Here is a 22,914-nt window from a genome sequence, read left to right as displayed (position 1 = left end):
TAGATACGGAATCTATGAAAGAGGTTGATATAATGAAAACATTTCTTTCCGCCTTACAATGGGCACTATTTATTTTAGCTGGAAGCCTTATTGTACCAATTAGCGTCGCAACTAATTATGGTCTCGATGGCGCTGAAGCTATTGCATTCGTACAAAGAACATTATTTGTTCTTGGCTTTGCCGGCCTACTGCAAGCTGTATTTGGACATAAACTGCCTATTCAAGAAGGTCCTGCAGGCCTTTGGTGGGGCATTTTCTCCCTTTATGCAAGTTTAGGTGTCGTATTATTTGGATCCAGCAATGAAACGCTTAAAGTCCTTCAGTACGCATTCCTATTAAGTGGTATCATTTGTATTATTCTTAGTATTTTTGGACTCATCGATAAACTAGTTCGCTATTTTACACCGACAGTCATTGGAACATATTTATTTCTTCTTGTCGCGCAACTTAGCGGGTCCTTCTTAAAAGGAATGTTTGGCCTTGATGGAAAACATACAGAAGTACAAGCTGACGTATTTATTCTTTCACTCATTGTTATTTTACTATCCTTTTTCATCATGAAGCTACCTATTATCGGACAATATTCTGTTCTTTTCAGTATCGTCTGCGGCTGGATATTATTCGCATGCTTCGGATTATCTAATCCAGTAACACCTGTGACAGATATAATCCGTTTTCCGTCTCTATTTGTTTTCGGAATGCCTCGTGTTGAATGGAATATGGCAATTACAGTCGTTTTCGTTACACTATTACTTCTAACAAATATGTTAGCAAGTATTCGCGTTGTGCAAAGGATTGTCTCTAAGTATGAAAAGAATGCAGCACCAGATCGTTTCAAACAAGCCGGCATTATAACAGGCATAAATCAATTGCTAGGAGGCCTTTTTTCAGCTATTGGACCTGTTGCGATTTCTGGATCAGCAGGATTTATTGCAACGACTAATATTTATAAACGACTCCCCTTTATGTTAGGGTCAAGCTTTATTATTTTCGTTAGTATATTCCCAAAGATTACTTCATTCTTTGCGGCGATACCTGTCGCAGTCGGATATGCTGCCATTTACCCTGTATTTGCAAGCATGATTGGTCTTGCCTTTCGCGAATACGAAACAGTACAAGATAAAGAACGGTTATTTAAAGTAGCAGGTCTTTCAATCTTTACAGGAGTCGGAGTTATGTTTGTTCCAGCAGGAGCATTTTCTACACTCCCACCATTTCTAGCATCGTTTTTAAGTAACGGTCTCGTTCTTGGATCTGTAATGGCAATTTTGCTCGAAATACTATTTTCTCGTTCTACAGAAAAACAACCATCGTAAATTGGAAAACTTCCATTATTGCACTCTATCTTTAGAGTTGTTACGATAATGATAAAGTGAAACTTTAATCAATGAGAGCCATTCATCTTTACTAATGATTAGCTCTCACCGATCGGGCATTAGCAGTATAAATTATCATAGGCAACATGCTCGTGGTAATTTATACTAAAAATACAGAACTTCTCCTAGCTTCACATAAAGTGAAACTTTAATCAGTGGGGGTTTTGTTCATCCCCCACTGATTATTAGTTGAACCAATCGGACTTTTACGGGCAGCCCGACCCCCACCTAACTTCTTTGCTTTCGCTGAATTTTGAGTTGGGGGTCTTACTGCCCGTTAATGTGGGATAAAGAAGTTCGATGTCTTACTATATATTCCCCAATATCTTCATAAAACTTTATTTCTATTTCAACAAAGAGAGGAATTTTCAATATGACTTATAAAATGATTGTTTTAGATTTAGATGATACTTTATTACGTGATGACCATACTATTTCACCTCGTACGAAAGAAGCGTTAATGACTGCACAAGAGCAAGGTGTAAAAGTTGTACTTGCTTCTGGACGTCCAACATTCGCAATGCGTGCAATCGCAAAAGAATTGCAATTAGAGGAGTACGGTAGCTTTATTCTTTCATTTAATGGTGCAAAAATTATTAACTGTAAAACAGATGAAGAGTTATTCAGTAGTACATTATCCCCTGAAATCGTTCACAGTCTTTACGATATTAGTAAAGAAGAAAATGTATGGATTCACACATACATTGGTGACGATATTATCACTGAAAAAAACAACTCTTATACAGAAATTGAAGGTCAAATTACGGGTATGCCAATCGTAGAAGTAAATAACCTGAAAGAATCTATACAACAACCAGTTGTAAAAGTGTTAATGGTAGAAAATCCAGAACATTTACAAACGGTAGAATCAAAACTACAACAACAACTAGAAGGCCAATTAAGTGTTATGCGTTCTAAACCATTCTTCTTAGAATTTACTGAAGCTGGTGTTACAAAAGGAACAAGCTTAAACCAACTGATTCAAAAACTTGGCATTAAGCGCGAAGAAGTTATCGCAATGGGCGATAGCTATAACGATCAGGCAATGATCGAATTCGCCGGTCTTGGTGTTGCAATGGGCAATGCACCAGATGATATTAAAGAAATTGCAAACTACGTAACAGATACAAATATGAACGATGGCGTTGCAAAAGTTGTAGAGAAGTTCGTACTAAAAAGAGAAGCACTCGTTTAATATTTTCACTCATAAAACCTATTTGAAGTCAAACACTTCAAATAGGTTTTTATTTAAATTCTCATGCTTTTGTGACTATATTTTGAACTTTGCACTATTCTCGTAGTGTAAACTTTCTTTTTGTATATAATGGAACAAAATAGACTATTTTATTTTGAAAAAGAATACAAATTTACTATATACAAGCATACATTAAAGGAGGCTACTTCATGTTATCTACACCAATCGGACGATTAAGAGCAATTGGACTTGTTGAGGGGATTTCTTTCCTACTACTATTATTTGTAGCAATGCCATTAAAATATTTTGCAGGATTTGCTACAGCCGTTAAAATTACAGGCATGGCTCATGGTGTTTTATTTATTCTATTCATCTTTGCGGTAATTCAAGTAACAATCGTACACCGTAAATCAATTTTATGGGCACTTGGAGCATTCGTTTCATCAATTATCCCATTCGGTACGTTTGTACTAGATGCAAAATTAAAGAACGAGCAACAATAATAACAAAAAGGTAGTTAACGACTGTTAACTACCTTTTTTATTTACAAATTTGGAATTTCCCAATCAATTTCTCTTTCGCCCATATTAGCTAAAATCGTATTTACTTTAGAGTATGGCTTACTACCAAAGAAACCACGTCTTGCCGATAATGGGCTTGGGTGTACAGATTCCATAATATGATGATTTGTATTCGTAATTAACTTCTTCTTCGCCTGCGCATGGCGCCCCCACAATATGAAAATAACTGGCTTTTCACGTTCATTCAACAGTCCAATCACACGATCTGTGAAGTGTTCCCATCCTTTTCCCTTATGAGAATTTGCTTCACTTTGAAGAACTGTTAATACTGTATTTAGTAGTAATACTCCTTGCTCTGCCCACTTTACTAAATAACCGTTATTCGGAATTTCATAACCATATTCATCTCGAAGTTCTTTATACATATTTAACAATGATGGTGGTGTTTTAACACCAGGTTGTACAGAAAAACTTAAACCATGCGCTTGATTCGGTCCATGATATGGATCTTGTCCTAAAATAACGACCTTTGTATTTTCATAACTTGTATACTGAAGAGCGTTAAAAATATCTTCTACCTTCGGATAAACAACATGTGTACTATACTCTTCTTTCAAAAAATTAGCCAACTTGCGATAATATTCTTTCTCAAATTCTGGTGCCAATAATGGTCCCCAATCATTTTTTAAAACATTTTCCATACTTTCACTTCCTGTTCAATTAATTCACCATATCCTGCTTTGTAAATACTACAAATGAAATAATAAGAGATACAACTGCCCATACCGTTAAATTCATTAAAGAGAACCCCATCGATAAGCCTTGTAATGCAGGTAGTTTTCCTGATAAATAATCCGTTAATGATAAATTCACACTAAAAATATATTTCGCACCTTCCCAAGATGTTGCGAATGAGCTTAAAATACCACCTGCGATTAATGCGGCTAACATAACGCCCATACCGGCTGGTGTATTTCGAATTAAAACAGAAACCATAAATGATATAGTTCCGACAACGATAGCAACAAACCAAGCTAGCCCATACGCCATCAAGACGTATTGCCACTGCGGAATAAGATGTACAAAATTCGTATTTAACGTTTCCTTATCAATAACAAACCCAGTTAAAACAGGCAAATTCCATCCCGAGTATCCAAATACAAGCCCAGATAATATGTAAGCAAACAAACCTACAAGAAGCAGTATGAGTGAAATGAAAAATAACATCGTCACGTACTTACTAAGAAGTATTTTCCAGCGCCGAATCGGCCGTGTAAGTAGCATCTTCATCGTTCCATCACTTCGCTCTCCTGAAACAATATCAATAGCAACAATCATTACGAGAAGCGGAATAAACAATGTAATTCCTTGCTCAATAAACGCCCTTACAAAAGTGGGTGCGCCCGGTGCCATCGGGTTAATATCATGATCTAAATAATATTGTTGCTGCTCCACTCTTACCTTTAGCCAATCACGCCATTCTTCTGGTAGTCTAGAATTGTTCAAACGATTTTGAGAATCAACAATTTGTTGTTGTAATGAAACTTTCCAATCCGTCGTACCGAGCCTTTTTTGTGTCGTTTCTACTTCACGATACTGCGCATACACGAAAAGCGGGATCAAGATTGCTAAAATAAGCATGACAACAAAAATACGTTTCTTACGATAAATTTTCTCCGATTCATTTAAGACTAGATTCGCAAATTCACGCATGCTGCTCACCCCTTGTGAGTTCAATAAATAAATCTTCTAGCGTAAATACAAGCTCCTTAACGCTATGCACATCTATCCCATTTTCTACAAAGTTTTTATTCCAACTACTTATACATGCGATATCCATGCGGCATAGTAATCGATTATCTTCTATACTCACTTCTCTTACTTCCTTAGCATCTTCTAGCATATTTTTCGCCTTAGAAATCGGTGTAACAATCCATTCTACACGATCACTTGCTGTTTTAATTAACTCTTCAACCTTGGCAACTGTTATCATTTTTCCTTTATGAATAATCGCAACCCGATCACATATCATTTGTACTTCGCTTAGCAAGTGACTTGAAATAAACACGCTCATATTTTCTTCTTTCACAAGCTTATGTATAAATTCCCTAAGTTCTCTAATCCCTGCTGGATCTAAACCATTCGTTGGCTCATCTAATATGAGCAATTTTGGATTCCCAAGGAGCGCCTGCGCAATTCCAAGGCGTTGTTTCATACCAAGTGAGTACGTTTTTACCTTGTCATGAATTCTTTCATCTAAATGAACCATTTCAGCAATTTCAATAATACGTTCATCTGATATATCACCTAACATACGAGCAAATTGCTTTAAATTTTCCCATCCCGTTAAATATGTATACAACTCTGGGTTTTCAACGATACTCCCAATTTGACGCATCGCTTCTCTGAAATTTTCCTTAATCGAATAACCACCGATAGAAATCGTACCTTCTGTTTCTTTAATCAATCCAACTAACATTCGAATGGTAGTTGTTTTTCCGGCGCCATTTGGTCCTAGGAAGCCAAACACTTCTCCTTGTTTTACATCGAAGGAAATATTCTCTACAATAGTCTTCTTTCCAATTACCTTCTTCACGTCTCGTACAGAAAGTATCGTCGTCATTTTACCCCTCCTTGTTCTAGTTTTAATTTACTCACAACATTTTGAACTAATCGGTCCGCCATATATGTATATCCTATTTCATTCGGATGGAAATGATCGGAGTATAATAAATCTTTCCCACGGTTTTGGAATAAATCAAATGTCGGTGTAATATACACATTTTTATTATTTATCGCCAATTTTTCTAAAGATGCATTCCAGTCTACAACGATGGTTGAAGAACCTTTTAAATCTTCTACATCTTCAAAAGGATTGTATAAACCAAGCCAAAAAATAGGGCTATCTGTATTTAACTTACGAATTTCTTCTATTATTTTCTTCGCTTCATTTTGGAACGTTGCTGTATCAGGACGGTATGTTTCTAAATCTATCTTTCCAAGCGATTCCCAACCTGGAAATAAATCATTTCCTCCAATTGTTAAAACGATTACATCTGCTTGCTTAATTGAATATTGAGCGCCACTACTCTCAATTTGTTTTAATAGGTCAGGCATTTTTGCACCACTAACAGCTAAGTTTGTTAATGCAACCCTTTGCTTATAATCTTTTTGTAAATCCTCTTTCATACGCCCAATATAGCCAATTCCTTCTTTATCACCAACACCACGTGTTAATGAGTCACCTAAACTAACGATTTGTAACGTTCCCGTTTTCTTTTTCTCTTTTGCCACTACATCGGTCTTTTTAATTAAATTTGAAGCTTTTGGATTTAACACATCATTTACACCTGAAACAAAGCCATATGCAAATAAACAGAAAGATGCAATTGTAATGAGTAGAATTACTTTTACTACTTTTGATCTCATATCAAAACCCCTTTTAGCCCTCATAGATTGTCCATAATTATACCAAACGCAATTTTGAAAAGCGATTTTCACACCTTATCTATTATGTTGTTTCCCTATGTACTAGTTCTGGCAATAACTCTACGTGCTTTACATCTATTTTCTCATCATTAATCTTTTCATATAATAATTCAAATGCCTTCACACCAACATTTTTACTACAATACGAAATCGTCGTAATGCCTAAAATATCTGCGACATCTTGATCATCACAACCGATAATCGTAATATCTTCTGGAATACAAATTCCTTGTTTTCTTGCTTCCGTTACCATTCCCGCCGCAATATGGTTGCAAGATACAAGAAACGCAGTTGGTTTCACTGACATACGTGTCCATTCCCTAATCACATTACGCCCATCTTCCACCGTAAAACAGCCTTTAAACTTCCAAGCCTCTATCGGTGTTACAGCAATCTGTTGAAGCGAATCTTCATATGCTTGTTTTCTTCTCTGACTATTAATGCTATTACTCCTTCCAATGCAATACCCAATACTTGTATGGCCGGCATCTATTAAGCTCTTCATCCCGCGCGAAAAGACTTTATAGTAATCAATATGCACACTCGAAATGAAATTCGAGTCTATTTCTTCACACATAACAATTGGACCAAATTTCGTATATTCTTCAAGCTTTCCCTTACTATTTGCTCGGGAACATATAATAACCCCATCAAGCTTTTTCATTTTTAACATATTCAAAATTTCTAATTCTCTTTCCTCACTATAATTCGTCTGACAAAGCATCATATTATAGTTATTCTTTGCTGTTTCCTTTGATATTCCCTCGATAATAGCGCTATAATATTGATCATTTACATGCGGTAATAAAACACCAATGACATTCGTTTTTCCTTTCACTAAATGAATTGCGTTCACATTTTGCGTATAATTTAATTCTTCTATAATTGCTAAAATTTCTTTTCGTTTCTGTTCATTCACATATGGATGATTATTCAGTACACGTGAAACAGTTGAAACAGATACTCCAGCAAGTTCAGCAATCTTTCTTATATTCGTCATCTCATTTTCCCCTTCTCTGCAAAAATTCTCCCTTGACCTGGTAAGCTTTCCACAATATATCCTTTCCTAGCAAATACATTTTGAAAGGATATACAACTATGCTTCGATTCAAATTAGAATATATATTTTTCATTGGCGGTCTACTCACTCTCGCCATCGGTATTAATATGATGACGACAATTACTTCCTTTGGACTTAGCCCTTATGATTCCTTCTTTATTGCACTATATCAAAATTTCGGGATAAGTATCGGTTTTTGGATTTTCATGATTAACTTTGTATTTACTCTTATCGTACTCTTTTGGAATAAAAAACAAATAACAATTGGTACAATTGTAACGATGGTTCTTATTTCCCTTTTTGTTGATTGGATTGGTTCCATTCCAACTATTATGGACGCTATCCGTTCTCTTCCAAAATATATAACACTTATTTGCGGAAATCTATTCGTTGGAGCTGGGATTGGTCTTTACGTCTCTACAAACCTTTGCGCAGCACCTCAAGAAGCTTTCGTTTTAACGGTTGCTGAGAAAAAGAAATGGACATTTAGAAGAACAGAAATTTCGTTAGCGTTTTTATTTTTAACATTAAGCTTCCTATTAGATGGACCTATCTATTTTGGAACAATCATCTTATCCTTTACAACAGGCTGGATTATCCAAGCATTTATTCAAATTGGTACGAAGATTTTAAATAGAAAAGAGCCTATTAAGCAAGCTGCTTAACAGGCTCTTTCTGTTTTATGAGAAGAGATACTACTTAGAATCCCCTTCAATTCGATAGTTTGCTTTCAAACAATCTATTTCTTCATACCCTTGCAACGTATGTAGAATATAATCATAATCAGCAAGAGACGCACGATGCGTCACAATTACAATTTCAGCCTTCCCTTTCTCTTCAAGCGGCATTTGAATAATCTTTTCAAAGCTAACGCCACGCTCAGAGAATAATGAAGTAATTTTTGCAAATACACCAATTTCATCTTTTACATGAAGTCTTAAAAATTTCTTCACAACAATTTCGTCTGGCTCTTTTAATACCTTTTTATACTGCGGGGATACCGCACTATTTCCGTTTACACCTAATCGAATATTTTGCATTACAGCTACTAAATCTGAAACAACAGCTGTTGCTGTCGGTAAACTTCCTGCACCTGGTCCATAAAACATCGTTTCTCCGACCGCTTCACCATACACATATACAGCGTTATATTCGTTTTGTACGGCCGCAAGAGGATGTGTATTTGGAAGTAGTGTCGGTTCAACCGTCACCTCTAATTTTTCACCATCTCGCTTCGCAAGACCGATTAATTTAATCGTGTATCCTAAACTCTTACTGTATTCAATATCTTCTTCTGTAATAGAAGTAATCCCTTTTACCTTCACATCTCCAAGCTCTACATTTGTAGAAAAACCAAGGGTAGCCAAAATCGTCATTTTTCTCGCTGCATCTAAACCTTCCACATCTGATGTTGGATCTGCTTCTGCAAATCCAAGTTGTTGGGCTTCTTTTAACACGTCGTTATATGCTCTCCCTTCATCTGACATTTTCGTCAAAATAAAATTTGTCGTTCCATTTACAATTCCCATTACTTTCGTAATAAGATCTGAAGAAAGTCCTTCTACGATACTTCTTAAAATCGGAATCCCTCCGGCTACACTTGCTTCATAAAACAAATCTGCTTTATTATCTTTGGCTACCGCTAAGAGTTCCGCCCCATGTAACGCCATTAAATCTTTATTGGCAGTCACAACATGCTTCCCGCTCTGTAAGGCTTGCAAAATATATGCTTTTGCATCATCAATGCCACCCATCACTTCGATGACAACGTCAATATTTGGATTATCTAAAATTTCATTTGCATCTTGTGTTAATAGAGTAGAAGGTACCTCTACCTCTCTCTCTTTTTCAATATTTTGTACTAGTACTTTCGTTACTTTTACAGGACAACCTACTTGGTGGATAAGTCGCTCTTGATGATCTGTAATGATACGAACTACACCACTCCCAACTGTCCCAAGACCTAATAAACCAACTTGAATTTCTTTCATAATACTGTCCACCCCTCAAAAATTGTGTTTAGATGAAATTATATGAGTAAAAAATCTGAAAAACAATGTTTTTTGAACATTCGGAAAAATATAAGTTAATCTTTACAAAGAAAACGTTGCCACGTGTTACACAATCTTTTTTTTATAATACATAAGGGGTTTCTTGATACACGTAATAATTCAGCCAATTAGAGAATAATAGATTCCCATGGCTTCTCCACTTTACAAGTGGTTTCTCATTTGGATTATTATGCTTAAAATAATTTTTCGGCACATCAATATTTAACCCTTTTTGGCGATCCCGTTCGTATTCTTGCTTTAACGTATCACAACTATATTCACTATGCCCGAGCGCAAATACTTGCCTTCCTTCTTGCCCAATGACAAGGTGAACTCCCGCTTCCTCAGAATTTGCTAATAATGTTAAGTCTGTCACCTCTCTAATATCACTCTCTCGTACTTCTGTATGACGAGAATGCGGGGCAAAAAACAATTCATCAAACCCTTGTAACAATTTCACATGTTGCTCACGAACTTCATGTTCAAATACACCGAACATTTTTTCCTTAAGAGGATACTTTGGAACACCATAATGATGATACAAGCCAGCCTGTGCCCCCCAACAAATATGAAGCGTAGATGTTACATTCTTTTTTGAATACTCCATAATACGTTTAAGCTCTTCCCAATAATCTACCTCTTCAAAAGAAAGAGTTTCAACTGGTGCTCCTGTAATAATAAGTCCATCAAATTTCTCATTCTCAATATCACGAAATGTTTTATAGAAACTCGTTAAATGGTCCTGCGCTACATTGCGAGACAAATGTGATTCCATATGAAGTAAGTGAACATCTAATTGCAACGGTGTGTTGCCAATTAAACGAAGTAATTGCGCTTCTGTTTCTTGCTTTGTAGGCATTAAATTTAAGATAGCAATTTTCAATGCCCGGATATCTTGTGTTTCTGCTCGCTCTTTCGTCATTACAAAAATATTTTCCTTCTGCAACACTTTGCGAGCTGGTAAATCTCTATCAATTATGATCGGCATGTTCTTTGCCTCCGACTAGCGCTGCTTCTAAATCTGCAATAATATCAGAAACATCTTCTATACCAACCGATAAACGAATTAAATCTGATGTAACGCCAGCTAGACGCTGATCTTCAGCACTTAATTGTCTATGCGTTGTGCTAGCAGGATGTATAACACAAGTTCGTGCATCCGCTACATGCGTTACGAGAGTTGCTAGTTTTACATTTGCGATAAATTCTTTCGCTGCTTCTAATCCGCCCTTAATGCCGAATGTTAAAACACCACTAGCACCTTTTTTCAAATACGTTTGTGCTAACGAGTAATTTTCATTACTATCTAATCCCGGATAATTCACCCATTCAATACGTTCATGGTTAGCAAGCCACTTAGCAACTGCGAGAGCATTTTCACTATGACGCTCCATTCTTAAATGCAACGTTTCTAAGCCGATATTGCTAATATACGCATTAAATGGGCTCATACAGTTTCCGTAGTCTCTTAATAATTGAACACGCGCCTTCACAATATAAGCTGCTGCACCAAAATTTTGAACGTAACTTACGCCGTGATAACTTGGATCCGGTTCAACAAGTTCAGGATATTTCCCATTTGTCCAATCGAAGTTCCCTCCGTCAATAACAATGCCGCCTAAAGAGCTTGCATGACCATCAATATATTTCGTCGTAGAATGAACGATAATATTTGCTCCGTGCTCAAATGCTTGGCATAAATAAGGAGTTGCTAATGTATTATCCACAATAAAAGGTACTTCTAACTCTTTCGCTGCATCTGAAAATTCTTTGAAATTTAAAACGTTCATCGCTGGATTTCCTAACGACTCTGCATAAACAAGTTTCGTCTTATCATTAGCAAGGGCCACAATTTCATCAGCACTTAAATTCGGATTAAAGAACGTAACGTCAATACCAAGCTTACGCAAACTCACTCCAAATAAATTAAACGTTCCGCCATAAACTGTGGAAGAACAAAGCAAGTGGTCTCCGCTACTACAAATATTTAAAACAGCAAGCATAATAGCAGCCTGCCCAGAAGCCGTTGCAACAGCTCCTACACCACCCTCTAAATCCGCTAACTTTTGCTCAAATGCAGCTAAAGTAGGATTTCCAATACGCGTATATATATATCCTTCTGCCTCTAAATTAAATAGCGCTGCTAAATCATCTGAAGTATCGTATTTATACGTTGTACTTTGATAAAGTGGCAAAACACGCGGTTCACCATTTTTTGGTGTATAGCCACCTTGCACACAAATTGTTCCTTTTCCCCATGATTCTCCCATCTCTCATTCTCCTTTCTTTTATACAAAATAAAAAAACTGCTCCTTTCCTGAAAACAAGAAAGGAGCAGTTTGAAAACACGCTCTAAAGGCTCTTTCTTATCTTTCAGGATTATTACCTGCAGGATTTGGCACAATTCCGTTATACGGCTGTTGCCAAGGTTTCATCGGGCCTGTCCCTCCACCTTTTCTTGATAAGACTATGCAATTACCGTTGATTTTATAGCAATAATTTCCTAATGTCAATCAGTTTTTCTGAATGTTCTAAATTAAATACAAAGAATTTGACATGCATAACAAAAGAAATATATTCCATATTCATTTGAAAAAGACCTTTTAAAACCCTCGATTACTATATAAAATTAAGTAAGTAGTTTAACTGTATAACATTTCAAATTCTCACGAGACCTCAATATATTGAATAAGCCAACCTCTCAAAAAGATACTATACATATTCATTTCGCAGGAGCATATTGAATCCTTTCAACATTAAAGCTTACATAACGGAGGTATAACATGACAAATACAAAGGACATGCACTATATACTCGTCCTATACGGCATTCTTTTAGGCTCTATAGTAGGAGCTACAGTCTGGCTATTTTTAGTTACAATAAATATCGGCATTCACTTTATTTGGGGATACTTACCTACTATTTTCGCTTCTCCCCCGTATTACACTATTTGCGTCACAACTATCGGTGGTATTCTCGTTGGTTTAACTCAAAAGTATTTCGGTACATATCCACGTCTTATGCCAGAAGTGATGGGTGAATATAAAAAAACAGGTAGAATTGAATACCGTTTTGTACATAAAGCTACTTTAACTGCGATTATCGTTTTAATATTTGGAGCTAGCTTAGGTCCCGAAGCAGCACTTGTTGGAATTATCGGTGGACTTTGTACATGGGTAGGGGATCGCTTTACATTTGCCTTAAAAGGAATGAATGAACTAACAGAGGTTGGAATTGGCGCTACTTTAAGTGTAATTTTTAACGCGCCGCTATTCGGTTATTTAGCTCCAAATGAAAATGAGGGTGAGCAAATTAACGAATTTTCTAAAGGAAAAAAAGCAATTGTATATTTAGCTACTACTTTCGCTGGTTTTTCCGTTTATTTATTACTTAGTAAATTCGATAATCGCGGATCCTTTATCGTTGATTTTGGGGAAGGTTCCCTTTCTCTTAATGAATGGATCGCCTTTCTACCACTTGCTAGTATTGGTGCTATAGTTGGTTTCTTTTATTTCAAATTTGAATTCACATTAGAGAAATTAATCCATCCCTTCAGGGAATACAAACTATCACTTGGAATTATCGGTGGTATTTTATTAGGAATTACAGGAACTGTTCTCCCGTACACGTTATTCTCAGGAGAACACCAATTAAAAGATTTAGTCGTTGAATGGAGTCATTTATCCTTCTGGGTACTACTTCTTTCAGGTGTTTTAAAATTATGTATTACTGCCGTTTGTTTAAATACAGGTTGGCGCGGTGGACATATTTTCCCAATTATATTTGCTGGATCTAGTATCGGATATGCTATAGCTTCCATTATCCCGATAGATCCAATCGCTTCGGTAGCCATCGTCACGACAGCAATTTCAAGCTATGCATTAAGAAAACCAATTGCTATAACATTACTATTACTCATGTTTTTCCCGCTCAATTTACTATTACCGATGCTTGGAGCGGCAGCGATTGGTAATGCATTTCCACTTCCTAAAAATAACGAAGCTACAAACGAATAAAAATAGGCAGTAGGGACAAAAGTTCCACTGCCTATTTTTATTACACACGTTGCTTCAATAACGCGTATAACTCTTCAAAATTTTGTACTTCATATGTTGGCACAATCTCGCTATTATTTGATTTCTTTTCTGGATTAAACCAACAAGTATCAATTCCCGCTACATATCCACCTTTCATATCAGCACTTAACGAATCCCCAATAATGAGCCCTTCTTCAGGGGAAAAATTAGGAATTCGTTCAAAAACATAATCAAAATACTCTTTCATCGGCTTTTGGAATCCCGTATCTTCAGAAACGAAAATATCTTTAAACAAGGCATGTAATCCTGCATTACGTAAACGTTTATCTTGCGTCTTAGAAATACCGTTTGTCACTATATATAAATCGTACTCACTTTGAATTTGACTTATAAATTCAAACGCACCTTGCATAAGTTGGTCTCCTTCTTCTAAGTAGCTACGATAATTATTTTCGAATAATACTCCATCTACTTCTTCCCCGTACTCTTTAAACAAAATTGAAAACCGCGTATTTACAACTTCATCACGGTTCATTTCACCTTCCTCAAAAGCATCCCAAAGACTTTTATTAATTTTTTTATAGTGCCCTTCAACCTCGCTAGTTAGAGGAATCCCTTTCTCTTCAAACAGCATACGTAACGCCATTTTCTCCGCCTTCTGAAAATCTAACAATGTATCATCTACATCAAATAGCAATGTTTTATATTTTTTCATAAGCCCTTCACACTCTCTTTTCTACAAAAACAAATTTATGTAAATCGTATCATTCCTTCTTGTAAACATAATAGGAGATATCTCATACTAAACATGAGGTGAAAATATGAAAGTCAGCAAAAATAGCGAAGAAATCTCTCATTACATGCAAACTTACAACTTCCATACTCTTTTTTCTTTTGATGTCTTACCGTATGCTGAACTACATTCCTTTCAAAAGAGAGAAAGGATATGTAATGAAGGTGTTGATGTTCCTTATCTTTATTACTTAATTTCCGGAAAAGCGAAAATATATATGAGTCACAAAAACGGGAAGGTCTCCTTAATTAACTTTATTCAAGCACCTTCGTTCATTGGAGAATTAGGGTTAATTGGCGTAGAATCCGTTACGAAAACGGTGGAAGTGATTGAAGATTGTATGTGCTTAGCGCTTCCTCTTAAAGATTGTCAGCATCTTTTGTTGCAAGATGCTACATTTCTACAGAAACTATGTAAATTTATCGGTGAAAAAACAATTAGCCGAACAGAAAGTTACGCCAAAAACAATAGTTATCCGTTCGAAAATCGATTAGCGGCGTTTATTCTATTAACAGAACAAAATAACAGTTATACAGAAAAACATACCGAGGCTTCGGAATACTTAAATGTCAGCTACCGCCATCTTTTATACGTATTAAACCAGTTTTGCCAGCAAAATTACTTAAAAAAAGACGGAAGAACCTATTACATACAAGATCGAATTCAATTAGAAAAACTGGCTGATGAACTTAAAATATAAAAAAGTAGCATTAACGTTTACCTGTTAATGCTACTTTTTTATAGTGACGATTCTATTTTCAATTAAAATTTGCTTGCTACTTTAGCTGCTTCTTCAAGACCAGCTGTAATGATCTCTTCTGCTTTATCTGGGAATTGGTTATGTCCTTCAATAACTACTGTTTCCATATTTGTTGCACCGAAGAAGCCCATCATGCTTGCTACATATTTAACAGCCATTTCTACTTCAGCTGCTGGACCTTCAGAATATACGCCGCCGCGCGCGTTTAATAATGCAATCTTCTTATCTCCAATTAGACCAACTGGACCTTCTGGCGTATATTTAAACGTTTTGCCAGCTCGGTTTAAATAATCAATATATGTGTGTAGCACTGCTGGAATCGTTAAGTTCCATAATGGGAAACCGAAAACGACTTTATCAGCTTCTAAAAATTGATTTAAATACTTATCAGCAACTGCTACTGCTTTTGCTTCCTCTTCAGTTAAATCAAATCCTTTACCTGCTTTGAATGTACCATTAATCATATCTACGCCTACATATGGTAATTCTTCTTTATGTAAGTCAAGTTCTACTACTGTATCATTCGGATGTGCTTCTTTATAGTTTGCTAAAAATGCCTCGTATAATTTCACACTAACTGCTTGTTCCGCTGGGCGGTTGTTTGCTTTTACAAATAAAACTGTTGCCATTGTTTTTCCTCCTAGTACTCACTCTTCTGTTGTTATATGCTTTCAAAAAAGGTATCCCTTGTAATTGTTGTTTTGTTGCTTACAAACATATTTTATCTTTATATCAAGACAATTTCGTCCTCACATAGACGTATTTTTCCATAAAAAAAGTCCACCTTCTAAAGGCGAACTAGGTCTTACGACTTTTGTCTTATACAATTCCATTTTTCACTGCATATAATGCTGCTTGCGTGCGATCAGATAAATTCAACTTACTCAAAATACTACTTACATGCGCTTTTACCGTTTTTTCTGTAATAACTAAAACAGAAGCAATCTCTTTATTACTCATCCCTTTAGCTAATAGCTGCAACACTTCATTTTCTCTCGCCGTTAGCACATCCACTTGAATAGAAGGTTCTTCTTCCTTTTCTTCCACAGGTAATGTTTGAGAGAGAAGAGTATTTGCTATATCTGGATGTAATTGAATATTACCTTTATATGCGCTTCGAATAGCTTCAACAAGCTGATCGGGTTCTACATCTTTTAAAATATACCCACTTGCCCCCGCCCTTAACGCTGGTAAAACATGCGCCTGATCAGAAAAGCTGGTTAATACAATTACTTTCACATTTGGATATTCTTTTTTGATGCACGCCGTCGCCTCGACACCATCCATTTCGGGCATATATAAGTCCATTAGTACAACATCAGGATGTGTCTCCCCTACTTTCACTAATGCCTCTTTCCCATTACTTGCTTCTCCAACTAGCTCTAAGTCTTCCTGTGTACTTAAGAAAAATGCTAATCCTTTTAAAACGACTGTATGATCATCAACTAACAATACTTTTATTTTCACAAACTTCCCTCATTTTCACATCATAATGGTACATTTACTTTTACACTTGTTCTTTTCTTATCACTTACAATTTTAATTGTTCCACCGACTAATTCTACTCTTTCGCGCATCGTAGTCATACCGAGTGATTTCTTCTCTTTTATATCCTTCTCTACAAAGCCGTTTCCTTGATCGACTATTTCTAATGATACATTCTTCTCCGTCACTTTGAAATAAATCGCCGCTTCTCTGACATTCGCATGTTTACTTACGTTATTTAAAGCTTCTTGTCCAATTCGCCATAGCGCTTCCTCTACTACACGTGGCAAATCACGAACACCTGTAACTTGTTCCCGAATTTTCAATCCCAAACTTTCACCATATTGTTTTAAAGCTGGTAATAGTCCTTTCTCTAATCCCGCTGGACGTAGTTGCCAAATTAACGTCCTCATTTCTTTTAAAGCACCTTGCGATAACTCACGTATCTCATGCAAAGACTGATCTACCTTTTCGTTTTTCCCCTTTAAGACGGCTTCGGCACCTTTCGTCATAAAAGTTAATGAAAACAACTTTTGTGAAACAGAATCATGCAAATCTCTAGCTAAACGATTACGTTCTTCCAGTCGTACAAGTTCTCGGCGCTTTTCATTTAACCTTAAGTTCTCTATCATTAACGATATATGATTGGCTAACGCCTGTACTACATCTATCGTATTTATATCAAATTCTCCATTATTCGAACTTACACTTAGTACGCCAAATATATGATCTTGAATATGTATGGGAATGGCAATAACCGCACGATTAGGATGTACGATATTCCCAACCTGACTCTTTAACAAAACAGGCTCTTCTTTTTTCAGAGCTTCCTGTGCCGCCGACTTCAAATCCTCTTGTATCTCATCTATCTTACATGAGGCTCTTACAGCAAGTTCATTTTCTTCTCTAATAAAGAATACAACTTGCTCCCATAAAAATAACTTCCCTATTTGCTTTACAATCTCCTCTGGCAATGCATTAAATTTATGAATCGTCCTTAAAGCTTGAATAAAGCGGTCTAACTTTACATAATAATGAGCCCTTCTCTTTTCATTTTCATACAATTTTGTACGTTTTAATGCTGTTCCAATTTGGAAAGCAACTGATTGTAATAGCACTAACTCTTCTTCAGAAAAATGCGTTTTACCTGGACTAGCCACATTTAATACGCCAAATTCATCTCCCCCCGCTTTTAGCGGCACTGTCGCATGATGCACAATCCCTTCTGTATCTCCCCAGTTATATTCAATCGCATTATTAATTCTCTTACATTCAATAATATTAACGGCTTTCTCTAGTTTCCCTTCCACAAATCGGTGTAAACACCAACAATTCCCCTCACACATCGGTCGTTTATTTTCAAATCTTAATCCCTCTGGTAATTGATAATCAATTAATTTTGTATATCTGCCATTTTCATCCGCAAGAAATATCCATCCTGTCGTTAAACCTGTTACATTCAACAGTTTTTCCAACACAGCTTGCAGCACATGATATGTATCATTTGAGGTGTTCAACGTCTCTGCAATCTCTTTTAATATAACTAATTCATTTGTACGATTCTCTTGAAACATAATTCGTCTCCTACATACAAGATTTTAAATCGCCCCTAAAGTAAATCATCTACTTTTCACTTTGTACTTATTCGTAACATTGATATAATGGTGAAAACATAGTTTTCATTATATCACTTGAGGGGGATTTCATAATGACATTAAATAAAGCACTTACTATCGCTGGTTCTGACACAAGTGGCGGTGCTGGTATACAAGCAGATTTAAAAACATTCCAAGAACTTGGTGTATACGGAATGACATCTCTTACGACAATCGTAACGATGGATCCACATAACGGTTGGGCACATAACGTATTCCCAATCCCGGCTTCTACATTAAAACCACAATTAGAAACGACAATTGAAGGCGTTGGCGTAGATGCTTTAAAAACAGGTATGCTTGGATCAGTAGAAATTATTGAAATGGTTGCAGAAACAATCGAGAAACATAATTTCAAAAATGTAGTAGTGGACCCTGTTATGGTATGTAAAGGTGCTGATGAAGCATTACATCCTGAAACGAACGATTGCTTACGTGACGTTCTTGTTCCAAAGGCATTAGTTGTAACACCAAACTTATTTGAAGCTTACCAATTAAGTGGCATAAAGATTAATTCTCTTGAAGACATGAAAGAAGCTGCGAAAAAAATCCACGCTTTAGGTGCGAAATACGTCCTAATTAAAGGCGGTAGCAAGCTTGGTACGGAAACTGCAATCGACGTCCTATATGATGGAGAAACATTCGATCTTCTAGAATCAGAAAAAATTGATACGACAAATACACACGGCGCAGGTTGCACATATTCCGCTGCAATTACAGCAGAACTTGCAAAAGGAAAAACTGTGAAAGAAGCAGTAAAAACTGCTAAAGAATTTATCACAGCTGCTATCCGTTATTCATTCAAGATCAACGAATACGTAGGCCCAACACATCACGGTGCATATCGTAAATTCGTTGCATCAAAAGAACTTGTCTAACATATAAATGAAAACACCCACAGAGTTTATATATTTCCTCTCTGTGGGTGTTTTTTTATAAGCTCTTCTGGTCATCTTATCTTTAAGATGCAGAACTAACCTGATTTCTACCATTTCTTTTGGAGTAATATAATGCATCATCAGCAGCTTGAATAAATCGCTCTGGTGATTCTTCATACACTGAAATTCCTACTGAAACTGTAATTTTTATTTTTGTTCCATTTAGCAATTGAAATGGATGGTTTTCAACAGCCGTGCGAACTTTTTCCCCCATACGCATTCCATAAGCTAATCCTTTCTGCGGTATCAAAAGCGCGAACTCTTCCCCACCCTTTCGAAAAGCCAAATCTGGAAACATTGAAACTTCTCGTAAAATATGCCCCATTTGTTTTAATACTTCATCTCCCGCAGGATGCCCATACGTATCATTTACACACTTAAAGTGATCAATATCTATAAGTAATAAACAAAGTGAATCATTTTTCATACGCTTATTACCAATATGACGATTCATCTCTAAATCAAACTGTCTTACGTTTCCTAAACCTGTCAGTGCATCTATCGTTGCGTATTGCTTCATCGTTTGAAATAACTCATTGGATTGCAATACATAATTTGCGCTTATAAATGTGATATATGCTGCAACACCACTACAAACTAAATATAATGCTACTATAGACATATCCTTAAATAAAATAGAAAGTGGAACCGTTAAAATAGATAAACTATATACATTAAACCAGATCCATCTTTTAAATATAGAAGCTTTCATCCGCCAAATGAAAATAATTCCAAAACCTATCAATACAATTGTATAACAAGCCAATTCAGAGGCTAAAGAGTACTCAGTAAAAAATAATCGGGTAATTAATATAATAGTAACTGTTATACTGCTAGCTATCGGACCTCCAATTATAATTGCCAAAATAACAGCTAAATAACGTAGATCCAACATAATATCTTCAATATGTACACCAAAATGCATCAACAGTACACTTAATATTCCAGTAAGAATACCTACTACACATTTCTGCAAAAAAGAGAACCCTTCTTTTAACGGTTTATCTCTTAAAAGCTGACCTCCAACAAAAATAAAGGAAAGAATAATTGTTGTGTTTACAAATAAGTCCCTTAACATAAAATAATCTCCCTACTTTTCTATCTATCACTTTCCTTATTTTATTGTATACGAAATCCCTATAATTCCCAAAGCTTTTATTTATTTTTTGCTGTTCCACGTGAAACAGCAAAAAATAAAAAAGGACGAAAATTCGCCCTTTTTATTAACAACACCGTGATATCTTTCCACCCTTTGCATTAAACCTAGCTTCTTGCACTTCTGCAAAAAATTGTTTTTGACATACAACCTCTTCTTCTGGATGATGCTTTTTCATATGCTCTACATATGTTTCATAACTTGGTACTCCAACGAGTAAACTAATAAAGTGTTTTCTTTGTCTCCATACTTTCCGTAGTCGTTTAAGCATAATAGTTCCTCGACTCACTTTCATCTCTAGAAATATATGGCGCCTCTTTTAGCGGCATCGGCCTATTTCTTAATACTTGAATCCAAATTCGAATTGCAGAAATTAATACAGCGATTACAACTATCATAAAAATCCCGCAAAGCGCTGCATCAATATAATCATTGAAAATAATTTGTTTCATTTGAGCGACATTTTTAGCTGGTGCTAACACTTTCCCCTCATCTAATGCTCCCTGAAACACCTTTGCATGAGATAGAAATCCTATTTTAGGATTTTCATGAAATAGCTTTTGATAACCCGCCGTCATCGTTACAATAAGCAATCCGACAGTTGGAATAAGTGTCACCCAAACATATGCCTTTTTCCCCATTTTGAACAAAATTGTCGTTCCAAGTAATAATGCAATACCTGCTAACATTTGGTTTGCAATACCGAAAAGTGGCCATAATGTATTAATTCCACCAAGCGGATCAACTACCCCTTGGTATAAGAAATAACCCCATCCTAATACGCATAACGTTGTAGCTATCACATTCGCTAATGTAGAATCCGTTTTCCCAAATGGCTTATATACATGTCCTAAAATATCTTGAATCATAAATCGGCCTACACGCGTTCCAGCATCAATTGTCGTTAAGATGAATAGAGCTTCAAAGAGGATTGCAAAATGATACCAAAATGCCATCATCGCTGTTCCACCTATTACTTGTGAGAAAATATACGCCATACCTATCGCTAACGTTGGTGCACCACCTGTGCGTGATAAAATCGTTTGCTCTCCAACGTTTACAGCGAGATCTTTTAATTCATTTGGTGTAATGGCAAATCCCCATGAGGAAATAACTTGAGCTGCCTGCGAGACATCTGTACCGATAAGTGCTGCGGGACTATTAATCGCAAAATAAGTTCCTGGTGTTAATACACAAGCTGCAATCATCGCCATCGCGGCTACAAATGATTCCATTAACATTGCCCCATAACCGATTGGCTGTGCGTGTCCCTCTTGTTCAATCATCTTTGGTGTCGTACCTGATGAAACGAGAGCATGGAATCCAGACACCGCACCACAAGCAATTGTAATAAATAAGAACGGGAATAAGTTTCCAGAGAAAACAGGACCTGTTCCATCGATAAATTTCGAAACTGCTGGCATTTGTAAATCTGGTGCTACAATTAAAATACCAATTGCTAATCCAACAATTGTTCCGACTTTTAAAAATGTGCTTAAATAATCACGTGGTGCTAAAAGCATCCAAACTGGTAAGGCCGATGCGATAAATCCATATACAATAAGCATAATAGCAATCGTTTCACCGCTAAACGTGAACATACTTGCAAGCGTTGGATGCTCTGCTACATACTGTCCTCCAATAAGAGACAGTATAAGTAGAATAATTCCGATTACTGACCCTTCTCCAACCCGGCCAGGCCTAATGTAGCGCATGTACACTCCCATTAAAATAGCAATAGGAATCGTTGCTGCTATTGTAAACATTCCCCAAGGACTTCCGACAAGCGCCTTTACTACCACTAATGCTAATACCGCTAATAAAATAATCATAATGCCTAAAATGCCTATCATTGCAATAAGCCCTGTAACAGGACCGATCTCATCTTTAATCATTTCTCCTAAAGATTTACCATTCCGTCTCATCGAAGCAAATAAAATTACAAAATCTTGTACAGCTCCAGCAACAACTACCCCAACAATAATCCATATTGTCCCTGGTAAATATCCCATTTGCGCTGCCAAAATCGGTCCTACTAAAGGGCCTGCCCCAGCAATTGCTGCAAAATGGTGCCCAAATAATACCCACTTATTTGTCGGAACATAATCTTTTCCATCGTTTAATGTATGGGCTGGCGTTTGCCGATTATTATCTAAACCAAATACCTTTCTCGCTATAAATCTACTATAAAAGCGGTAAGCAACTGCATACACACATACCGCAGCTACTAAGAGCCACACGGCATTAATAGTTTCACCTTGTGATAAAGCTATTACACCAAAAGCACCTGCGCCTACTGCTGCAATAACTCCCCATAGTAAAATCGACTTCAATGTTTTCACATACAATCCCCCCAATACTATCGCTTAGTCGGATTGTACTAAATTTTCTGAATATT

22 protein-coding genes and 1 riboswitch are annotated in these 22,914 nt (G+C 36.3%); of the genes, 7 read left to right on the top strand and 15 right to left on the bottom strand.

Annotated features, from left to right (window positions below; translation table 11 throughout):
- Positions 1-32 precede the first annotated feature (32 nt).
- The 3 genes from AC1Q8N_RS19080 (at position 33) to AC1Q8N_RS19070 (ending at position 3,074) form a co-directional block, all read left to right on the top strand.
- Positions 33-1,316 (top strand): purine/pyrimidine permease, encoded by a 1,284-nt coding sequence (locus AC1Q8N_RS19080; RefSeq protein WP_116443140.1) that lies wholly within the window; start codon positions 33-35, stop codon positions 1,314-1,316.
- Between the two features lie 433 nt (positions 1,317-1,749).
- Positions 1,750-2,571 carry a Cof-type HAD-IIB family hydrolase gene (locus AC1Q8N_RS19075; protein ID WP_000221370.1) on the top strand — a complete coding sequence of 274 codons (822 nt, stop codon included), beginning with the start codon at positions 1,750-1,752 and terminating at the stop codon, positions 2,569-2,571.
- 209 nt (positions 2,572-2,780) lie between these two features.
- Positions 2,781-3,074 (top strand): DUF3817 domain-containing protein, encoded by a 294-nt coding sequence (locus AC1Q8N_RS19070; RefSeq protein ID WP_048542756.1) that lies wholly within the window; start codon positions 2,781-2,783, stop codon positions 3,072-3,074.
- 41 nt (positions 3,075-3,115) lie between these two features.
- Here AC1Q8N_RS19070 and AC1Q8N_RS19065 read toward each other — a convergent pair whose 3' ends face one another.
- The 5 genes from AC1Q8N_RS19065 to AC1Q8N_RS19045 are packed head-to-tail and all read right to left on the bottom strand — an operon-like array spanning position 3,116 to position 7,581.
- Positions 3,116-3,793, bottom strand: coding sequence for a uracil-DNA glycosylase (locus tag AC1Q8N_RS19065; RefSeq protein ID WP_048542757.1), 678 nt, complete (start codon positions 3,791-3,793; stop codon positions 3,116-3,118).
- A 19-nt stretch (positions 3,794-3,812) separates the two neighbouring features.
- Positions 3,813-4,805 (bottom strand): DUF2705 family protein, encoded by a 993-nt coding sequence (locus AC1Q8N_RS19060; protein WP_048542758.1) that lies wholly within the window; start codon positions 4,803-4,805, stop codon positions 3,813-3,815.
- Positions 4,798-5,715 carry an ABC transporter ATP-binding protein gene (locus AC1Q8N_RS19055; RefSeq protein ID WP_048542759.1) on the bottom strand — a complete coding sequence of 306 codons (918 nt, stop codon included), beginning with the start codon at positions 5,713-5,715 and terminating at the stop codon, positions 4,798-4,800. Before AC1Q8N_RS19055 ends, AC1Q8N_RS19060 begins: the two co-directional genes overlap by 8 nt.
- Positions 5,712-6,593, bottom strand: a complete 882-nt coding sequence (locus AC1Q8N_RS19050; RefSeq protein WP_176374059.1) for an SGNH/GDSL hydrolase family protein — start codon at positions 6,591-6,593, stop codon at positions 5,712-5,714. Before AC1Q8N_RS19050 ends, AC1Q8N_RS19055 begins: the two co-directional genes overlap by 4 nt.
- A 10-nt stretch (positions 6,594-6,603) precedes the next feature.
- A complete protein-coding gene (locus AC1Q8N_RS19045) occupies positions 6,604-7,581 on the bottom strand; it encodes a LacI family DNA-binding transcriptional regulator (RefSeq protein ID WP_098075899.1) in 978 nt (325 codons plus the stop codon).
- 98 nt (positions 7,582-7,679) lie between these two features.
- Between AC1Q8N_RS19045 and AC1Q8N_RS19040 the strand changes: the two genes are divergently transcribed.
- Positions 7,680-8,306 carry a YczE/YyaS/YitT family protein gene (locus AC1Q8N_RS19040; RefSeq protein WP_098048850.1) on the top strand — a complete coding sequence of 209 codons (627 nt, stop codon included), beginning with the start codon at positions 7,680-7,682 and terminating at the stop codon, positions 8,304-8,306.
- Positions 8,307-8,336: 30 nt separating this feature from the next.
- Here the strand turns inward: AC1Q8N_RS19040 and AC1Q8N_RS19035 are convergent, their stop codons facing one another.
- The 3 genes from AC1Q8N_RS19035 to AC1Q8N_RS19025 all read right to left on the bottom strand — a co-directional run bounded on the left by AC1Q8N_RS19035 (position 8,337) and on the right by AC1Q8N_RS19025 (position 11,962).
- On the bottom strand, positions 8,337-9,632 hold the full coding sequence (locus tag AC1Q8N_RS19035; protein ID WP_048542766.1) for a homoserine dehydrogenase: 1,296 nt from the start codon (positions 9,630-9,632) through the stop codon (positions 8,337-8,339).
- A gap of 142 nt (positions 9,633-9,774) precedes the next feature.
- Entirely contained in the window at positions 9,775-10,680 is a 906-nt protein-coding gene (gene metA / locus AC1Q8N_RS19030) for a homoserine O-acetyltransferase MetA (RefSeq protein WP_098075897.1), read from the bottom strand.
- Positions 10,664-11,962: a bifunctional O-acetylhomoserine aminocarboxypropyltransferase/cysteine synthase gene (locus tag AC1Q8N_RS19025; protein WP_000504750.1), complete on the bottom strand. Its 1,299-nt coding sequence runs from the start codon at positions 11,960-11,962 to the stop codon at positions 10,664-10,666. Before AC1Q8N_RS19025 ends, metA begins: the two co-directional genes overlap by 17 nt.
- Positions 11,963-12,055: 93 nt before the next feature.
- A riboswitch (SAM riboswitch) is annotated at positions 12,056-12,160 on the bottom strand.
- A 315-nt stretch (positions 12,161-12,475) separates the two neighbouring features.
- Here AC1Q8N_RS19025 and AC1Q8N_RS19020 point away from each other — a divergent pair.
- Positions 12,476-13,708, top strand: coding sequence for a chloride channel protein (locus AC1Q8N_RS19020; protein ID WP_064469937.1), 1,233 nt, complete (start codon positions 12,476-12,478; stop codon positions 13,706-13,708).
- A gap of 40 nt (positions 13,709-13,748) precedes the next feature.
- Here the strand turns inward: AC1Q8N_RS19020 and AC1Q8N_RS19015 are convergent, their stop codons facing one another.
- Positions 13,749-14,444 (bottom strand): YjjG family noncanonical pyrimidine nucleotidase, encoded by a 696-nt coding sequence (locus tag AC1Q8N_RS19015; protein WP_048542774.1) that lies wholly within the window; start codon positions 14,442-14,444, stop codon positions 13,749-13,751.
- A 106-nt stretch (positions 14,445-14,550) separates the two neighbouring features.
- Here AC1Q8N_RS19015 and AC1Q8N_RS19010 point away from each other — a divergent pair, with 106 nt between their 5' ends.
- Positions 14,551-15,222, top strand: coding sequence for a transcriptional regulator YeiL (locus tag AC1Q8N_RS19010; protein WP_046958586.1), 672 nt, complete (start codon positions 14,551-14,553; stop codon positions 15,220-15,222).
- Positions 15,223-15,284: 62 nt separating this feature from the next.
- Here the strand turns inward: AC1Q8N_RS19010 and AC1Q8N_RS19005 are convergent, their stop codons facing one another.
- The 3 genes from AC1Q8N_RS19005 to AC1Q8N_RS18995 all read right to left on the bottom strand — a co-directional run bounded on the left by AC1Q8N_RS19005 (position 15,285) and on the right by AC1Q8N_RS18995 (position 18,341).
- Positions 15,285-15,911 (bottom strand): FMN-dependent NADH-azoreductase, encoded by a 627-nt coding sequence (locus AC1Q8N_RS19005; protein ID WP_493521318.1) that lies wholly within the window; start codon positions 15,909-15,911, stop codon positions 15,285-15,287.
- A gap of 190 nt (positions 15,912-16,101) precedes the next feature.
- Complete coding sequence (locus tag AC1Q8N_RS19000) at positions 16,102-16,749, bottom strand: response regulator (RefSeq protein ID WP_048542779.1); 648 nt, start codon at positions 16,747-16,749, stop codon at positions 16,102-16,104.
- Positions 16,750-16,769: 20 nt separating this feature from the next.
- A complete protein-coding gene (locus AC1Q8N_RS18995; RefSeq protein WP_061671883.1) occupies positions 16,770-18,341 on the bottom strand; it encodes a GAF domain-containing sensor histidine kinase in 1,572 nt (523 codons plus the stop codon).
- A gap of 134 nt (positions 18,342-18,475) precedes the next feature.
- Here AC1Q8N_RS18995 and pdxK point away from each other — a divergent pair, with 134 nt between their 5' ends.
- Positions 18,476-19,300 carry a pyridoxine/pyridoxal/pyridoxamine kinase gene (pdxK, locus tag AC1Q8N_RS18990; RefSeq protein ID WP_098827581.1) on the top strand — a complete coding sequence of 275 codons (825 nt, stop codon included), beginning with the start codon at positions 18,476-18,478 and terminating at the stop codon, positions 19,298-19,300.
- A gap of 82 nt (positions 19,301-19,382) precedes the next feature.
- On the opposite strand, the gene AC1Q8N_RS18985 is transcribed toward pdxK, so the two are convergent.
- The 3 genes from AC1Q8N_RS18985 to cstA form a co-directional block, all read right to left on the bottom strand.
- Entirely contained in the window at positions 19,383-20,438 is a 1,056-nt protein-coding gene (locus AC1Q8N_RS18985) for a GGDEF domain-containing protein (RefSeq protein WP_048542784.1), read from the bottom strand.
- Between the two features lie 145 nt (positions 20,439-20,583).
- Entirely contained in the window at positions 20,584-20,787 is a 204-nt protein-coding gene (locus tag AC1Q8N_RS18980; protein ID WP_048542785.1) for a YbdD/YjiX family protein, read from the bottom strand.
- The gene (gene cstA, locus AC1Q8N_RS18975) at positions 20,780-22,858 is read right to left on the bottom strand and encodes a carbon starvation protein CstA (RefSeq protein WP_048542787.1); all 2,079 of its coding nucleotides are present in this window, start codon (positions 22,856-22,858) and stop codon (positions 20,780-20,782) included. The genes AC1Q8N_RS18980 and cstA overlap by 8 nt, the downstream gene beginning before the upstream one ends.
- Positions 22,859-22,914 lie beyond the last annotated feature (56 nt).

It is taken from the genome of Bacillus sp. GW823-FHT06B01, from assembly GCF_058952315.1.
Note: the sequence above shows the minus strand (reverse complement) of the source record. Positions and strands in the feature narration are given on the sequence as shown.

Excerpts from the sequence above, each read along its gene's own strand:
- AC1Q8N_RS19060 (WP_048542758.1), bottom strand. The coding sequence starts at position 4,805 with ATGCGTGAATTTGCGAATCTAGTCTTAAATGAATCGGAGAAAATTTAT.
- AC1Q8N_RS19055 (WP_048542759.1), bottom strand. The coding sequence starts at position 5,715 with ATGACGACGATACTTTCTGTACGAGACGTGAAGAAGGTAATTGGAAAG.
- AC1Q8N_RS19015 (WP_048542774.1), bottom strand. The coding sequence starts at position 14,444 with ATGAAAAAATATAAAACATTGCTATTTGATGTAGATGATACATTGTTA.
- AC1Q8N_RS18995 (WP_061671883.1), bottom strand. The coding sequence starts at position 18,341 with ATGTTTCAAGAGAATCGTACAAATGAATTAGTTATATTAAAAGAGATT.
- AC1Q8N_RS19035 (WP_048542766.1), bottom strand. The coding sequence starts at position 9,632 with ATGAAAGAAATTCAAGTTGGTTTATTAGGTCTTGGGACAGTTGGGAGT.
- AC1Q8N_RS19075 (WP_000221370.1), top strand. The coding sequence starts at position 1,750 with ATGACTTATAAAATGATTGTTTTAGATTTAGATGATACTTTATTACGT.
- AC1Q8N_RS19045 (WP_098075899.1), bottom strand. The coding sequence starts at position 7,581 with ATGACGAATATAAGAAAGATTGCTGAACTTGCTGGAGTATCTGTTTCA.
- pdxK (WP_098827581.1), top strand. The coding sequence starts at position 18,476 with ATGACATTAAATAAAGCACTTACTATCGCTGGTTCTGACACAAGTGGC.
- AC1Q8N_RS19080 (WP_116443140.1), top strand. The coding sequence starts at position 33 with ATGAAAACATTTCTTTCCGCCTTACAATGGGCACTATTTATTTTAGCT.
- AC1Q8N_RS18980 (WP_048542785.1), bottom strand. The coding sequence starts at position 20,787 with ATGCTTAAACGACTACGGAAAGTATGGAGACAAAGAAAACACTTTATT.
- AC1Q8N_RS18985 (WP_048542784.1), bottom strand. The coding sequence starts at position 20,438 with ATGTTAAGGGACTTATTTGTAAACACAACAATTATTCTTTCCTTTATT.
- AC1Q8N_RS19025 (WP_000504750.1), bottom strand. The coding sequence starts at position 11,962 with ATGGGAGAATCATGGGGAAAAGGAACAATTTGTGTGCAAGGTGGCTAT.
- AC1Q8N_RS19010 (WP_046958586.1), top strand. The coding sequence starts at position 14,551 with ATGAAAGTCAGCAAAAATAGCGAAGAAATCTCTCATTACATGCAAACT.
- AC1Q8N_RS19065 (WP_048542757.1), bottom strand. The coding sequence starts at position 3,793 with ATGGAAAATGTTTTAAAAAATGATTGGGGACCATTATTGGCACCAGAA.
- AC1Q8N_RS19070 (WP_048542756.1), top strand. The coding sequence starts at position 2,781 with ATGTTATCTACACCAATCGGACGATTAAGAGCAATTGGACTTGTTGAG.
- AC1Q8N_RS19005 (WP_493521318.1), bottom strand. The coding sequence starts at position 15,911 with ATGGCAACAGTTTTATTTGTAAAAGCAAACAACCGCCCAGCGGAACAA.
- metA (WP_098075897.1), bottom strand. The coding sequence starts at position 10,680 with ATGCCGATCATAATTGATAGAGATTTACCAGCTCGCAAAGTGTTGCAG.
- AC1Q8N_RS19020 (WP_064469937.1), top strand. The coding sequence starts at position 12,476 with ATGACAAATACAAAGGACATGCACTATATACTCGTCCTATACGGCATT.
- AC1Q8N_RS19040 (WP_098048850.1), top strand. The coding sequence starts at position 7,680 with ATGCTTCGATTCAAATTAGAATATATATTTTTCATTGGCGGTCTACTC.